General features: G+C 56.8%; 12 protein-coding genes and 1 tRNA gene. 3 read left to right on the top strand and 10 right to left on the bottom strand.

Translation table 11 applies throughout. The annotated features are described in order from the left end of the window. Positions 1–74: 74 nt before the first annotated feature. From QEP12_RS09340 to QEP12_RS09315, 6 genes are all read right to left on the bottom strand, one after another. Positions 75–692, bottom strand: coding sequence for a 50S ribosomal protein L25/general stress protein Ctc (locus tag QEP12_RS09340; protein ID WP_174862474.1), 618 nt, complete (start codon positions 690–692; stop codon positions 75–77). A 128-nt stretch (positions 693–820) separates the two neighbouring features. Next, the gene (locus QEP12_RS09335; RefSeq protein WP_174862475.1) at positions 821–1780 is read right to left on the bottom strand and encodes a ribose-phosphate pyrophosphokinase; all 960 of its coding nucleotides are present in this window, start codon (positions 1778–1780) and stop codon (positions 821–823) included. Positions 1781–1822: 42 nt separating this feature from the next. Continuing rightward, positions 1823–1899 (bottom strand) — tRNA-Gln (locus QEP12_RS09330). A gap of 42 nt (positions 1900–1941) precedes the next feature. Next, positions 1942–2799 (bottom strand): 4-(cytidine 5'-diphospho)-2-C-methyl-D-erythritol kinase, encoded by an 858-nt coding sequence (ispE, locus tag QEP12_RS09325; RefSeq protein ID WP_219163784.1) that lies wholly within the window; start codon positions 2797–2799, stop codon positions 1942–1944. Between the two features lie 38 nt (positions 2800–2837). Beyond that, positions 2838–3365, bottom strand: coding sequence for a lipoprotein insertase outer membrane protein LolB (locus QEP12_RS09320; protein ID WP_257469182.1), 528 nt, complete (start codon positions 3363–3365; stop codon positions 2838–2840). A gap of 3 nt (positions 3366–3368) precedes the next feature. Continuing rightward, positions 3369–5138, bottom strand: a complete 1770-nt coding sequence (locus QEP12_RS09315; RefSeq protein ID WP_284214074.1) for a tetratricopeptide repeat protein — start codon at positions 5136–5138, stop codon at positions 3369–3371. Positions 5139–5186: 48 nt separating this feature from the next. Here QEP12_RS09315 and mutM point away from each other — a divergent pair, with 48 nt between their 5' ends. From mutM to mutY, 3 genes are all read left to right on the top strand, one after another. Beyond that, positions 5187–6005, top strand: a complete 819-nt coding sequence (gene mutM / locus QEP12_RS09310; RefSeq protein WP_174864157.1) for a bifunctional DNA-formamidopyrimidine glycosylase/DNA-(apurinic or apyrimidinic site) lyase — start codon at positions 5187–5189, stop codon at positions 6003–6005. An 89-nt stretch (positions 6006–6094) separates the two neighbouring features. After that, the gene (locus tag QEP12_RS09305) at positions 6095–8056 is read left to right on the top strand and encodes a dynamin family protein (RefSeq protein ID WP_284214073.1); all 1962 of its coding nucleotides are present in this window, start codon (positions 6095–6097) and stop codon (positions 8054–8056) included. 41 nt (positions 8057–8097) lie between these two features. Continuing rightward, on the top strand, positions 8098–9171 hold the full coding sequence (mutY, locus tag QEP12_RS09300) for an A/G-specific adenine glycosylase (protein ID WP_246253978.1): 1074 nt from the start codon (positions 8098–8100) through the stop codon (positions 9169–9171). Positions 9172–9269: 98 nt separating this feature from the next. On the opposite strand, the gene rapZ is transcribed toward mutY, so the two are convergent. Genes rapZ through QEP12_RS09280 form a run of 4 tightly spaced genes read right to left on the bottom strand, consistent with a single transcriptional unit; the run spans position 9270 to position 13028 of the window. Beyond that, entirely contained in the window at positions 9270–10169 is a 900-nt protein-coding gene (gene rapZ, locus QEP12_RS09295) for an RNase adapter RapZ (protein ID WP_284214072.1), read from the bottom strand. A 17-nt stretch (positions 10170–10186) separates the two neighbouring features. Beyond that, positions 10187–11842, bottom strand: coding sequence for a DNA repair protein RecN (gene recN / locus QEP12_RS09290; protein ID WP_284214071.1), 1656 nt, complete (start codon positions 11840–11842; stop codon positions 10187–10189). Between the two features lie 2 nt (positions 11843–11844). Next, complete coding sequence (locus QEP12_RS09285; protein ID WP_219163790.1) at positions 11845–12747, bottom strand: NAD kinase; 903 nt, start codon at positions 12745–12747, stop codon at positions 11845–11847. Between the two features lie 8 nt (positions 12748–12755). Further along, positions 12756–13028 (bottom strand): hypothetical protein, encoded by a 273-nt coding sequence (locus QEP12_RS09280; protein WP_284214068.1) that lies wholly within the window; start codon positions 13026–13028, stop codon positions 12756–12758. Positions 13029–13131 lie beyond the last annotated feature (103 nt).

Genomic DNA, 13131 nt, shown 5'->3' with positions numbered 1-13131 from the left:
ACAAATGGCCCACGATGTGGGCCATTTGTTTTGCTCACAGCCTTTGCAAGCTGTGAGTGACAGAAAGAGAAAAATTACTTCTTCTTCTTCTTGTCTGTAGGCGCAGCAGCCACAGGTGCAGCAACCGCAGCTTCAGGCAACTTCACAGCCACCAGCGCAGGGTTCTTGTTAGCGCCGCGAGCAATGATCTTCACGCCAGCAGGCGCCTTCACAGTTTGCAGACCGGGGATGATCTTGGAAGTCAGCTTGGACAGGTCCACAGCGATGAACTCGGGAGTCTTGGCAGGAGTTGCCAGCACGGAAACTTCTGTGACCAGAGGTGTCACAGTGCCGTTCTCGGACACCACAGCAGGCGACTTGTCAGCGTTTTCATAACGCAGAGCAACCTTGGATTCCACCTTGGTGTTCTCGTCCACGCGTTGGAAGTCAACGTGCAGAACCAGAGGACGGAAGGGGTGGAACTGCACATCGCGCAGAACAACCTTGGTGGACTTGCCGTCAACTTCCAGATCCAGGATCGAAGTGTGGAATTCTTCCTTCTTCAGCGCGTGGAACAGGTTGTTGTGGTTGATTTCAATTTTCTGGGCTTCTTGGCCAGCACCGAAAACGATACCAGGTGTGTTGCCGGAAATACGCAGGCGGCGGCTCGCACCCGTACCTTGCAGATTGCGCGATGTTGCGACGATTTGCATAACTAACTCCAATATGAGTGGACCGCGACCAGTCCCACTCGGTTGATAACCAAGGCACAAGCCTTGGATGAAACTCCGGAAAACGCAAGCCTCCCGAAGGAGGCTGATGCGGTTTCCCGAAGGAAAATTTAGTCTTGGAACAAACTGCTGACCGAGTCACCGTTTTGAATGCGGTTCATGGTTTCAGCAAACAAAGGTGCCACAGACAGTTGGCGAATCTTGCCGCACGCTTGGGCAGCAGGACTCAGAGGAATGGTATTGGTCACCACAACTTCGTCCAAAGCGCTGCCTTCAGAAATGCGCTGGATGGCCGGGCCAGAGAAGATGGGGTGTGTGCAGTAGGCATACACATTCTTCGCGCCGCGCTGCTTAAGCACTTCAGCGGCCTTCACCAGTGTGCCGGCAGTGTCGATCATGTCATCCATGATCACGCAGTTGCGACCATCGATGTCACCAATCACGTGCATCACTTCAGAGACGTTGGCCTTGGGGCGGCGCTTGTCGATGATGGCCAGATCACAACCCAGTTGCTTGGCCAGTGCACGCGCACGCACCACGCCACCCACGTCAGGAGAAACGACGATCAGGTCTTCGTACTTCTTCTGGTTCAGGTCGCCCAGCAACACGGGGGATGCGTAGATGTTGTCCACGGGAATGTCAAAGAACCCCTGAATTTGGTCAGCGTGCAAATCCATGGTCAGCACGCGATTCACACCAGCGGCTTGCAGCATGTTGGCTACCAGCTTGGCAGTAATTGCCACGCGGGTGGAGCGCACACGGCGGTCTTGACGGGCATAACCAAAGTAGGGAATCACTGCGCAGATGCTTTGGGCGGACGCGCGCTTCAAAGCATCCACCATCACCAACAACTCCATCAGGTTGTCATTGGTAGGGGCGCAAGTAGGTTGCACCACAAACACATCGCGGGTGCGAACGTTTTGCTTGATTTCTACGGTCACTTCACCGTCAGAGAAACGGCCAACATCTGCAGCGCCCAAAGACGCGCCAAGGTGTTTGGCGATTTCTTCGGCCATGCTGCGATTGGCATTGCCCGTAAAAACCACGAATTCAGAATTGTTGGATTGCATGAGCTTCCCAGTATTGGGTTTGCTTGAACGCATGAAGATATTTGGCAGGGGAGGAAGGACTCGAACCCTCGCATGCCGGAATCAAAATCCGGTGCCTTAACCAACTTGGCGACTCCCCTACACTGGTCAATTGTCATCGATAACAATGAACCGGTAGCTTTTTATTCTGGCACCCAATGCAGCAAAGGATGTTTTTCCAGATTGTTGCAAAGCTTGATTTGCCAACTGCTGGACGCGGCTTGTAAATCAATATCTTTGCATTTTTGTGCAAATACTGCACTTCCTGAGCCAGTCATTATAGCACGCATCCCTTGCGAGTTAAGCCAATGTTTGGCTTTCATGACATCGGGGCAAAGTGCTTCAGCAACTGGCTGCAAGTCGTTGTGGCCAAAGCCATAGTGATCTGCAGCAAAGTCTTCGATTGTAGCAGGCTTTGTATTGCGTTGCAGGCTGGGCGAGCCAAAGATGCTTTGGGTGGTGAGACCGGCTTCGGGCTTGATGACCCAGAAGCTGCTTGGTGGCAGGGTTGCTGTGTCAGATAAGGGCGTAATTTGTTCGCCGATGCCTTCTACCCATGCATTGCGGCCACGGATGAAAAAAGGGACATCTGCGCCGAGCTGCACACCGATGTGTTCCAAATCTGCACGGCTGAGATTGAGGTTCCACATGCGGTTCAGTGCAATCAGTGTAGATGCCGCATCGGATGAGCCGCCGCCCATGCCTGCTTGGGATGGAATGCTTTTTTCGATGGAAATGCGCACACCTTGTGTGCAACCCGTTGCGGTTTGCAGCGCTTTGGCTGCGCGCGTACACAAATCATCTGCAGGAAGTTGGGCCTGCGGGTTGAGGTCTAAGCGAGAGATTTCAGTGCTTTGAAGGTGTTCGAAGTGCAGCAGGTCTTGCCAGTCGATCAGCATGAAAACAGACTGCAGCAGATGGTAACCATCTGCACGTTGGCCGGTGATGTGTAAAAACAGGTTGAGTTTGGCGGGAGCCGGGACGTCGTAAAGACTGCGCATGGAGAAAGCTAAAGCGTATGCACGGAGGTGCTGGTGAGTTATTCGGAGCGCTGTAAAACCACACGCAAAGTGGCTTGGGGAAGCGGGGTGATGCGCTGCGCAGTAATTCGTCCTTCGGCATGGCGACTGAGATCAACCTGCCAGCCATCGGCTGTCACTGCCAGGCCCTGCAGCCAGCCAAATAGCGCCTCTAGTGGCAATGCCGTCCCCAGACTTTGTCGCAAGAGTGCGTGCAGCGAGTCGGATGGGGTGATGTGATCACCTTGCTGCAGTGTTGCTAGTCCAGGCTGCCACTGTAGCTGGGCAATTTGAGATCCAAGTGGGTTGAAAATGTCCAGGCGGCCTTGCTCGGGAGTGCCTTCCAGGTGGAAAGAGGCGCTGAATGACTGCTCTTGTGCCAAAGGATCGAGGACTTGCAAACCCAGGCGGCCACTCCAACTGTGGGCAATTTGTGCCTGTGAGGTCTTCAGGGCAGGGGGGGCGCTGCAGCCCGAAAGAGCCGCAGCACTTGCCAGTGCCAAAGCCATCAGCCCTTGTACAGGGAAATGCTTGTGGACTTTCACCATGGCTTAAGGCCTGACTTGCAAACGGTTCAACGTGGCGCGCAGCGTTTCATTCTCTGCATCGCGCTCGAGCGCTTGGCGCCATACGGCTCGAGCGCGTTCTTTGCTGCCCATGCTCCACAGCACTTCTCCCAAATGCGCAGCAATTTCTACATCCTCGCGCTGGGCGTAGGCTTTTTCCAGCAGTTCCAAAGCCTTGCTGTTGTTGCCCATGCGAAATTCGACCCAGGCGAGGCTGTCGGTGATGAATGGGTCATCGGGCGCCAGTTGCAGTGCGGATTCAATCAATGCTTTGGCTTCGGGCAAACGGATACCACGATCGGCATATGAGTAGCCCAAAGCATTCAGTCCATGATGGTGCGTGGGGTGTTTGGCAATCAGGTCACGCAGGATGTTTTCCATGGCATCGACTTTGCCTGCACGCTCCGCCAAGATAGCCGTTTCATACGCAATATCGGGGTCGTTGGGCAACTGCTCGTGCAGTGTGAGTTGCAGCAAATAGGCCTCTTGAGGCGCATTGTTCTCGCGCAGCAAGGCGACTTCTGCTTGGCGCTTTTGCATCGCTTCTGCGTCGTTTCTTGCAGGTGTCGCACGGATCAGCGCGCGTCCTTGTGCCAGCTTGCCTTGTTTGGCCAGCGCTTGTGCTTTGAGGCTTTGGACGTTCAGCAAGGCTTCGCTGTCAGGGATTTTGTCTAGCCACTGGAGTGCCAGCGCATAGTCTTTGGCTTGAAGCGCAATGCGCCCGCCCAGTAAATACGCTTGGGACAAGACATAGCTGCGCTGTGCCTCGTTGGAAATGTCTTGGGCAATTTTTTCTACCCGCTGCATGGCTTGCTGTGCTTTGCGCCATTTGCCGTTTTGGGCATAAATGTTCGCTTGTGCCATCCAGGCATCCACCATGTCTGGGTTGGCTTTGAGCAAGGGGGTGAGTTGATTTTGGGCATCGTCCCAGCGGTTTTTGCCCATCAATACCCGCGTATACGCCATTTGAATGGTGGGAGCTGGCTTGTCGCGCATGTAGTCTTCCGCCATCGCCTCTGCCGAAGGCATACCAGTTTCCAACAGCTCTAAAGCAAGTAAAGCAGTTGCACCATTGCGTGGGCCTTGTGCGTAGGCATGCACCAGCGCCTGCAGCGCCAAGTCTTTTTGGTTGGCATTGATTCGCATGTGACCGATCGTGGCCCATGCCGCAGGCGCAAGGTCTGGGTTTTGCAAGTCCGGTTGAAGGGCTTGCTCTACGACGGCTGCCGCCAAGACTTTGTCTGTTGCACGGCTATAAAGCTGCGCAACCGCAAGATAGGTTGCAGGTTTGGCTGCGTTGTTCGTCCATGCCACTTCACGCGATAAAGGCTCTTGCGATTCTGAAATGCGATTGAGTCGCAGCAAAATTTGCAGCAAATAGCGATTGGCGTCTCTCGATTGCGGGAAATTGGTCTGCCATTCGTTGGCCACAATGAAGGCTTGTTGGCCGGAGCGCGATTGCAAGGCAATTTCGGCAGCGCGTTGGTAGAGCTGCTGGGACTGACTTTGGCGCGCGGCATCCATAAGTAAAGCGATGGCATTGGTGGCATCACCTTGGGAGGCGGCCATCTCTCCCACCAAGAGGTCGTAGAACAACTCCGCATCCAGTGCAGCGGCCTCATCGGCAGGCGAAGGTTGCAAAGCCTCGGCGTTTGGATCCAAGGATGGGGGCGCTTCTTGCGCCCATGCGGGCAATGCTCCGAAAACAAGTACGGAAATAAGGGCCAAGCGCCAATTGCGGAGTGTGGAGACCATCGGCTCATAATAATCCAAGCATTTCATTGTTGTGAGCGAAATGATCAGATGCCAGAACTTCCAGAGGTTGAAGTTACCCGCCGAAGCTTTGCCCAGCAAATTCAGGGGGCGCAAGTTGTCTCTGTCACTTTAGGCAAGCCTTTGCGCTGGGCGCTGGGTTGTGAGCCCGCCCATTTGGTGGGTGCGACGGTGCAGCAAGTGCGCCGCAGGGGCAAATATTTGCTGCTGGATCTTGATCGCGGCATGTTGATGATTCACCTTGGAATGTCCGGCAGTCTGCGCTTTGCAAGTGATTTGCCGACGCTGGGCAAGCATGACCACTTTGACATGCATACGAGCCAAGGTAGCTTGCGCTTGCATGATCCTCGGCGCTTTGGCGCTGTGATTGCAACACAAGGCGAGAGTGATCCTGTTGCGCGCAAATTGCTGGATGGTTTGGGGATGGAGCCTCTGGACGAGGCACATTTCATTTGGCAGCGTTTCTACGCGGGGCTGCAGTCCAGTCGATCACCCATCAAGCCATTGCTGTTGGGAGGCAAGTTGGTTGTAGGGGTTGGCAATATTTATGCTTCCGAAGTCTTGTTTGCCAGCCGGATTGCGCCTACGGTTGCTGCCAACACTATCAGTGGGCAAAAAGCCAAGCGCTTGTTTCAAGCCATTCGGGAGATTTTGGCGATTGCCGTAGAGCGGGGTGGAACCACGTTGCGCGACTTTTCCAGCGCTGACGGCATGCAGGGACACTTCCAGACACAAACCCAGGTGTATGACCGTGCGGGGTTGCCTTGTACCCACTGTGGCAAGCCCATCAGGCTGTTGCGGCAAGGCCAGCGCAGCACGTACTACTGTGCGTATTGTCAAAAAGCTTGAGGAAATCGGCAATGGCGCCACGACCCGTACAAAACGCTGGCGCTATATTGGAGGGCTTACAGCCATAACACTGCAACGAGGGAGAGATTGTGGGCCCTTCATTTAGCGAGCAATTTGACCGGTTTGGCCATTGGCGCAAAGGTTTTGCGGGCCAGATGGCGGCTTTTAGTGACTGGCTGGCTGCACAAGATTTGCTGGACGCGGCAGTGCAAGATCATTTGCAGCGGCTGGAGGCCCTGCTGCGCGGCGATAAGGTGTGCGTTGCCTTTGTGGCGGAGTTCTCGCGGGGCAAATCAGAACTTATTAACGCGGTGTTTTTTGCGCACTATGGCCGGCGCATCATGCCGGCATCGCCTGGGCGCACCACCATGTGTCCGACCGAACTGGGTTACGACGCTGCGTTGCCTGCATGTTTGCGTTTGTTGCCGGTAGAAACGCGTGCACAGCCTTACAGCTTGGCAGAGTGGCGCAGCCGCCCTTCCACGTGGGTGCAACTGCCCTTGGATGTGCATGATGCCGATCAACTGGCCTATGCCATGGCACATGTGGCACAGGTGCGCAAGGTGTCGGTGCAAGAGGCGCAAACTTTGGGCTTTTGGAGCGATGCGCCAGGGGCGGAAAACCCGGTGTGCGATGCGCAGGGAATGGTGGAAATTCCCAAATGGCGCCATGCACTGATCAATATGGCACACCCCTTGCTCAAGCAAGGGCTGGTGATTGTGGATACCCCGGGGCTGAATGCGGTGGGCACGGAGCCAGAACTGACCGTCAACCTGATTGCGCAAGCCCATGCCGTGGTGTTCTTGCTGGCAGCCGATGCCGGTGTGACGAAGTCAGATTTATCGATCTGGAAAGAGCATTTGCTGCCTTGCCACCGTGAAGGTGATGCGCATCTGGTGGTGCTCAACAAAATCGACACCTTGTGGAGCAGTCTGGATTCAGGCACCGAGGTGCAAGTGCAGCTCAATCGCCAGCGTGCGCAAAGCGCACAGATCCTGGAGATTGATCCTGCCCGGATCGTGCCTTTGTCTGCCCAAAAGGGGTTGATGGCAAAGATAGAAAGCAATGCTGCGCTCCTTAAAAGCAGTGGTCTGCCACTGTTTGAGGATCTGCTGGCGCAAGGCATTTTGGCGCATCGCCAAACTATTTTGCGCAATGTGGTGGGTGAGGGTGTGGCGCAGTTGCAAGCGCAGGTGCTGCGTTCGATCCACATCCGCCAGCGCGATTTGGATGAGCAAATGCTGGAGCTGCGCAGTCTGCGGGGTAAGAACGCCACGGTGATTGAGAACATGCGCCAGCGTATTCAGCAAGAGCAGCGCACGTTTGAGGCCAGCACGGCAAAAATTTTGGCGGTGCGCTCGGTGCATTTAAAGCTGATGAACCAAGCGTTTCAGCTTTTGGGTGCGACATCGCTGCGCAAAGAGCTGGAGCAACTCAGCAGCGCACTGGAGCATTCGGGCTTGAAAATGGGCGTGCGCAAAGTCTATGCCTCCACTTTTGAGCGTTTGCGTGGCCTGGGCGAGCAAGCCAAAGTGGCTGCGGCGGAAATTCAGGCCATGCTTGGCGCTACGTTCAAAGACCTGAATGCGGAGTTTGGTTTTTCACTGCAGCTACCGGCGGACTTGCAACTGCATGACTTTGACCGTGAGCTGGCCAACATTGAAGAAAGCTATTTGCAGTACCTGGGCTTTGGCCATGCGCTCAAACTTGCCAATCCGTTGTTTGGGCAGCGCATGGTCAAGGCCTTGGGCATGCGGCTGCGTGCGGTGTTTGAATCCGCAGCCAATGACCTGGATTTATGGAGCAAAAGCGCGACCTCACAGCTTGACGCACAATTGAAAGAACGCAAACGCAGCTTTGCACGGCGTATTGAAGCGGTAGACCGCATCAACGAAGCGGCCAGTGGGCTGATGGAGCGCATTGCTGAAATTGAGTCCTCCGATCAGCAACTCCATTTGCTGGAGCAGCGCTTGGGGCAATGGATGCAGCAACTGCTGCAACCCGCTGAGCCCGCAGCGCAGGAGCTCGGTGCTACGGAGCAGACCGCGTGAAAGCTGCGTTGATTTTCTTGCTTTAGCCTTCTCTTTCTCCTTTGAGTCATTCCAACCCTTTGATCGCTGCGGATGTGGTGCAGTGGCAGGCCAGCCATGGCCGTAACCATCTGCCTTGGCAGCAAACCCGTGATCCTTACCGCGTGTGGCTGTCTGAAATCATGCTGCAGCAAACCCAGGTCACTACCGTCTTGGGTTATTACGAGCGGTTTTTGCAGCAGTTCCCGGATGTGGCCAGTTTGGCTGCCGCCCCTGAGGATGATGTGATGGCGCTGTGGAGCGGGCTGGGTTATTACAGCCGCGCGCGCAATCTGCACCGATGTGCCAAGGCGGTGGTGGCCGAGCATGGGGGCGCTTTTCCGCGCACGGCTGCGGTGCTGGCTACGTTGCCGGGCATTGGCCGTTCTACGGCTGCAGCCATTGCATCGTTTTGCTTTGGGGAGCGCGCAGCCATTTTGGATGCCAACGTCAAACGTGTGCTCACACGGGTGCTGGCGTATGGGGAAGACCTCTCCAGCAGCCGCCATGAAAAAGCCTTGTGGGTGTTGGCAGAGGATTTGCTGCCCGCCCAGGATCTGCACAACACCATGCCGCGCTACACCCAGGGTCTGATGGACTTGGGTGCCACGGTGTGCTTGCCGCGCAACCCTTCGTGCTTGGTGTGCCCTTTGCAGCCCAAGTGCCAAGCGGCGCAGCAAGGCAATGCAGCCAGCTATCCGGTCAAAACGCGCAAAACCAAACGCAGCACACAAGCGTGGTGGTTGCTTGTGCTGCGCGATGCAGCAGGCCATGTGTGCTTGCAGCGGCGCCCATCCACAGGGGGGGACACCGGTATTTGGGCTGGGCTTTTTAGCCCACCGGTATATGCCAGTGCACAGGCGCTGGAGGATGGTTGGGCTGCGCTGGGCCTGGCTGCCACGGCGCGCCAGGATTGGCCTGCACAGCTGCATGTGCTGACGCACCGCGATTTGTTCTTACACCCTGTCGTGGTGGATGTGGCAGGGACGCAGCCTGCGCTGTGCCAAGCTGTGCAGGGCTGGAGCTGGCAGTCTGGCGCAGACTGGCCGCAGCTGGGGTTGCCTGCCCCGGTGCGTAAATTGCTGGAGGCTTTATAAAAAGAGAGCTGGCAGCGCTCATATCTATTGATTTTTAGATATAAAAATATCTGAAACCTATACAAATCAAGCGCTACCAGCTCTCTTTTTTAATATTTTTAGTGGGATGGTGTCTGTGCCAGTGCGCGGCTGTCCATCTCGCGGTGGCGGCGCAACGTGGACCACTGGGCCTGGTAGCGCAGCGCCAGTTGCTCCACCAGATACACCGAGCGGTGCTGCCCGCCCGTGCAGCCTACGGCGACAGTGACATAGCTGCGGTGGTTGGCATTGAGCACGGGCAGCCAGTGGTCGAGAAACTGCGCAATATGCGTTTGCATGGCACCCACATCAGGCTGCTGGCGCAAAAAGTGCTGTACGGGCTCGTCTTTGCCGCTCAGGGGGCGCAGTTCGGCGTCGTAATACGGGTTGGGCAGCATGCGCACATCAAACACATAGTCCGCATCGACAGGAATGCCGTGTTTGAAACCAAAGGACTGGAACACCAGCGTCATCTGGTTGGTGGGCGCTTTGAGCAGGGCTTTGATATAGCTTTGCAACTGTGCGCCGCGGATGTTGCTGGTGTCGATGACATGGGCGTACTCGCGAATGTCGCCCAGCAACTCGCGCTCGCGCTCGATGATTTGCACCAGGTCTTGACGCCCGTCCGGGCCTTCGGACTGCGACAAGGGGTGACGGCGGCGCGTTTCGGAAAAGCGGCGCACCAAGGTAGCGGTGGAGGCATCCAGAAACACCACATGCATGTGCAGCCCCGAGGCTTTGAGGCGCTGCAGCTTCTCCAGCTCGCGCGGCAAATTGGGCAAGCTGGTGGCGCTGCGCGCGTCAATCGCAATCGCCACGCGCTTGCCGTGGTGGGCGTGCTGCAGGCGCACAAAGTCTTCCAGCAGCTCGGGCGGCAGGTTGTCCACGCAGTAGTAACCGGCGTCTTCCAGGGCGTGCAAAGCCACGGATTTGCCCGAGCCTGACATTCCCGTAATCAGCACAATTTCTAAATCTGTCATGGCTTGGCGTGGCTCCATCAAGGCGTGTTGGCGGCGTGCAGCATCTCGCGTGCATGCGCCATGGTGGTGTCAGAGATTTTTTCGCCCCCCAGCATGCGGGCAATTTCTCGTTCGCGCTGGGCGGTGTCGGTGGGAGTGACGGTGCTGCTGGTGCCCGCTTTGTCCCGTTTTTTGGCGACCACGTAATGGTGGTCGGCGCATGCGGCCACCTGCGGCAAGTGGGTGACCGCCAATACCTGGCGGTCTTTACCCAAGGCGCGCATGAGCTTGCCCACGGTTTCGGCCACGGCACCACCGACGCCGGAATCTACCTCGTCAAAAATCAAAGTGCCTGCATGGCCCAGTTCACTGGTGGTTACGGCAATTGCCAGCGACAGGCGCGAGAGTTCACCGCCAGAGGCTACTTTGCCAATCGGCTTGGGCGTGGCGCCCGGGTGGCCCGCCACCAGGAACTGCACGCTGTCCATGCCGTGGGGGCTGGGTTCTGCCAGCTTGTCCAGCTGCACTTCAAAGCGGCCGCCTTGCATGCCCAGGCCTTGCATGGCCTGCGTGATGGCACGCGAGAGTTTGGGGGCCGCCTTGGCACGTTGCAGTGACAGCTCCCGCGCAGCGGCTTGGTAGGCGTCGCTGGCTTGTTGCTCGGCTTTGCGCAGACGGCCAATGTCTACCACGGCGTCCAGCTGGCGCAGCTCTTCACGCCACGATTGCAGCAGGCTGGGCAGCTCTTGTGGCGTGCGCTTGTAGCGGCGTGCCAGTTGCATCCACAGCGACAGGCGCTCGTCCAGCTCGGCGAGTTTGTCCGGGTCTAACTCGGTGCGGCGCAAATAGATTTGCAGCGAATGTTGGGCGTCGTTGATCTGCGCAAGACTGGAGGCCAAAACGTCTGCAATCGCTTGGAATTCGGGCTCTAGGTGCTCTTGATCTTGAAGCATGTCCTGTGCGCGGCTCAGCGGCGTGCTGGCGCCTGCTTCATCATCTTCCAGCAGGTGTAGCGCACCCTGCGCCGCTTCCAGCAGCGCTTGCGCGTGTGACAGGCGGGTGTGCTGGGTGTTGAGTTCGTCCCACTCCTCCATGCCAGGGTTGAGTTTGTCCAACTCCCCAATCTGCCACTGCAGGCGCTCGCGTTCGCGCTGCAGCGTGTCTTGCGCGGCGATGGCGTGTTCCAAATCCTTGGCTGCAGCGCGCCAGACCATCCAGTGCTGGCGCAATGCTTGCGTGCTGACGTTGGCATACGCGTCCAGCAGTTCGCGCACGGCATCGGCACGTGTCAGGCTTTGCCAGGCGTGCTGGCCGTGAATGTCCAGCAACTCTTCGCCCAAGCCGCGCAACTGTGTGGCGGTGGCGGGGGCACCATTGATCCAAGCGCGGCTGCGCCCTTGGCTGTCAATCACGCGGCGCAGCAGCAGGCTTTCTTCCAGCGCAAAGCCGCCTTCTTGCAGCCAGTGCTGCAGGTGGTCGAGGCAGTCAAACTCGGCACTGATGTCGGCTTGCGTTGCGCCTTCACGCACCACGCCAGAGTCAGCACGGCTGCCCAGCACCAGTTGCAGCGCATCAATCAATATGGACTTGCCCGCGCCGGTCTCTCCGGTCAGCACGGTAAAACCGGTGTGCAAATCCAGCTCCAGCTGCTGCACGATGACAAAGTCGCGCAGGGCAATGCGTTTGAGGGCCATGCTCAGTAGCCTCCCTCGTTCCAACCCAGCTTTTTGCGCAGCGTCGCGAAGTAGTTCCAGCCGACAGGATGCAAAAAGCGCACGCTGTGTTCGGAGCGGCGCACGTAGATGCGATCGCCGTGCAGCAGCGAGGCGAGCGATTGCATGTCGAAGTTGGCACTGATGTCGCGCCCGCTCACCACTTCCATCATCACTTCCGTTTGGTCAGACAGCACAATAGGGCGGTTGGACAGCGTGTGCGGGGCAATCGGTGCCATCAGCCACGCTGGAATGGAGGGGTGCATCAAGGGGCCGCCCACCGACAAGGTGTAGGCGGTAGAGCCTGTCGGCGTGGCCACGATCAAACCGTCGGCCCGCTGGTTTGACAGAAAACGACCATCTACCTCGACACGCAACTCCACCATGCCCGAGGTGCCGCCGCGGTTGACCACAACATCGTTCATTGCCAGCGCTTCAAACACGGTTTCTTCGTTGCGCACCACACGGGCATGCATTAAAGGGCGAGACTCTTGTTCGTACTCGCCGTGCAGCATGGGTAGCAGGGCTTGTGGGTAGTCGTTCAGGGGAATATCGGTCACAAAGCCGAGACGGCCTTGGTTGATCCCAATCAGCGGCGTGTTGTGCTTGGCCAGTTGGCGCGCAATTCCCAGCATGGTGCCATCGCCGCCCACCACAATACCCAGGTCACAATGCTGACCCAGGTCGTCGACATCCAGTGAAGCAAAACTGCTGTGCAGCCCGGTGTGGAGTGCTGTTTCAGCGTCCAGCACGACTTCACAGCCTTGCTCGCGCAGAAAATCTGCAATACCTTGGAGAATGTGGCGAGACTGCTCCGTAGCAGTGCCGGAAGTGGTGGCGGACTGGTATTTACCCACCAGTGCGACATGGCGAAACTTGGACGTCATATCGGAAATTACATCATTAAAGTCATGTGAGTTTTCCTAAGACGGCTCACAAGCTTCTCTTTGCATGCGCTTTCTTTGCCTGTTTCTAGCGCAGCAATCACGATCCATTTTTGTGGGTCTTCTCCAATTTCCCCAGCCAGTTCACCTGCAACGATAGGGCTGAGATTCCCTCTGGTCTTGGCATTCGTGAAAAGTGCGCGTGCAATTCCAAGCTGACGAGCCCATTCAGCGGCTGGCTTTATAGATAAAGCTTTTTCCATCAATTCGACAGTTGTTTTCATAGCAACACCTTTTGTCTATTCCAAGTAAACACTGTGGTTACTTTTTGGTATCCACGGTGTGTACATGATAGCTTCCGGCTCGTAACCGATGTGTTTACATCAA

It is taken from the genome of Comamonas jiangduensis, from assembly GCF_030162955.1.
GTDB lineage: Bacteria > Pseudomonadota > Gammaproteobacteria > Burkholderiales > Burkholderiaceae_C > Comamonas > Comamonas jiangduensis.
This window is presented reverse-complemented; position numbering and strand designations above follow the sequence as displayed.

Coding starts and splice junctions, on each gene's coding strand:
- QEP12_RS09340 (WP_174862474.1), bottom strand. CDS start 692: ATGCAAATCGTCGCAACATCGCGCAATCTGCAAGGTACGGGTGCGAGC.
- QEP12_RS09335 (WP_174862475.1), bottom strand. CDS start 1,780: ATGCAATCCAACAATTCTGAATTCGTGGTTTTTACGGGCAATGCCAAT.
- ispE (WP_219163784.1), bottom strand. CDS start 2,799: ATGCGCAGTCTTTACGACGTCCCGGCTCCCGCCAAACTCAACCTGTTT.
- QEP12_RS09320 (WP_257469182.1), bottom strand. CDS start 3,365: ATGGTGAAAGTCCACAAGCATTTCCCTGTACAAGGGCTGATGGCTTTG.
- QEP12_RS09315 (WP_284214074.1), bottom strand. CDS start 5,138: ATGGTCTCCACACTCCGCAATTGGCGCTTGGCCCTTATTTCCGTACTT.
- mutM (WP_174864157.1), top strand. CDS start 5,187: ATGCCAGAACTTCCAGAGGTTGAAGTTACCCGCCGAAGCTTTGCCCAG.
- rapZ (WP_284214072.1), bottom strand. CDS start 10,169: ATGACAGATTTAGAAATTGTGCTGATTACGGGAATGTCAGGCTCGGGC.
- recN (WP_284214071.1), bottom strand. CDS start 11,842: ATGGCCCTCAAACGCATTGCCCTGCGCGACTTTGTCATCGTGCAGCAG.
- QEP12_RS09285 (WP_219163790.1), bottom strand. CDS start 12,747: ATGACGTCCAAGTTTCGCCATGTCGCACTGGTGGGTAAATACCAGTCC.
- QEP12_RS09280 (WP_284214068.1), bottom strand. CDS start 13,028: ATGAAAACAACTGTCGAATTGATGGAAAAAGCTTTATCTATAAAGCCA.